This window comes from Microcystis sp. M53603_WE2, assembly GCF_030065435.1.
In genome coordinates this window covers 1-1,417 of record NZ_JASJFF010000271.1, presented here as the reverse complement: position 1 = coordinate 1,417, position 1,417 = coordinate 1, and the positions used below count along the sequence as shown (strand labels likewise).

General features: G+C 44.5%; 1 protein-coding gene and 1 pseudogene. One reads left to right on the top strand and one right to left on the bottom strand.

Features of this window, described 5'->3' with window-relative positions; translation table 11 throughout:
- Positions 1–739 (top strand): histidine phosphatase family protein (locus PX481_RS05885; RefSeq protein WP_288093968.1); only part of this gene is annotated, 739 nt, incomplete at its 5' end.
- A 459-nt stretch (positions 740–1,198) separates the two neighbouring features.
- Here PX481_RS05885 and PX481_RS05880 read toward each other — a convergent pair.
- Positions 1,199–1,417 (bottom strand): annotated as a pseudogene (locus tag PX481_RS05880) (PEP-CTERM sorting domain-containing protein); the annotation flags it as partial.

Sequence of the window (1,417 nt, the reverse complement as noted above, 5' to 3'; positions counted from 1 at the left end):
TGTCCAGGTGGAATCCCTCAATCAAACGGCACACTTAGGGATAGCTTTACCCCCACCGCGTCCTCCTTTCCAAGGATCGAGGCTGCTGCTTGTGCGTCACGGAGAAACCCAATGGAATCGGGATAAACGTTTTCAAGGTGTGCGCGATATTCCCCTCAATGATAATGGCAAAGCTCAAGCTGAGAAAGCCGCCGAATTTCTGCGAGAAACGGCGATAAATCACGCTGTCACCAGTCCTTTATCCCGTCCCAAGGAAACTGCCCAAATTATCCTGCAATATCACCCCGATGTCACCTTAGATACCCAAGTAGATCTGACAGAAATCTGTCACGGACTTTGGGAAGGTAAATTAGAGGAGGAAATTGAAGCGAGTTTCCCCGGGATGTTAGAAGACTGGAAAAATGCCCCAGAAACCGTGCAAATGCCGGAAGGGGAGAATTTACAGGAAGTTTGGGATCGAGCGATCGCTTGTTGGCAGCAAATCGTTAAAACCTATAGTAATAGTGATAGTCCTAAGACAATTATGGTAGTGGCCCACGATGCCATTAATAAGGTGATTCTTTGTTATTTATTGGGTTTAAAACCCGCCAATTTCTGGAATATTAAACAGGGAAATGGCGCGGTTAGTGTTATCGATTATCCCAAAGGAGTTGACTCTCAACCGGTCCTGCAAGCAATTAATATTACCTCTCATCTAGGATCGGGAATACTCGATCGCACGGCAGCCGGTGCTTTATAACAGTTATCAGTTATCAGTTATCAGTGGGTAAGTTAACAGTTATCAGATTTGAGTTTTAAGTGAGCAGTATGGGGCGCATCTCATTTTTGCAAATCTAGCAAGTTGGGATTTTTAAGGGGAAACTCTCTTTTAAAATCGGACATTACTTCTGATTTTATCACTCAATCCAAGCCTTTGGGGGGTTCTACCCCCCAAACCCCCCGTTGGGGTCGTGGCGCCGCCCCCAAACCCCCCGCGCATTAGCTTTTCGGTGGGATGCTTACAGGCAGCTGCTGATACATTTGTCATCATTTAAGAGTCACTAATAATTGCTGATTGTCGGTATTTCTGCTAATGTCAGATGCACCCACAGTATGTGTTAAGTGAGCAGTATTAAATAGCACTTGCCTACTGTCTTTTCACTGTTTACTGATTACTGATTACTGATCACTTCTCACTTTCAATCTGCTTGTCAGCCGGTCAGCTGCCCTTGGCTTTCTTAATTAACAACAGACTGCCCCCAAGTATGGCGAAAGCAGTAACCATATTGGGTTCAGAAACTTTGGTGGCAAAGGAAGCATTGTCAATACTAAAACTATCGACATCTGTTGTATTATTGGCAAAGATAACAGAACTAAATTCTGCTGTCCCGATAATACCGAGAAACCCATTCTCTCCACCAATTGTAGGATTGATAGA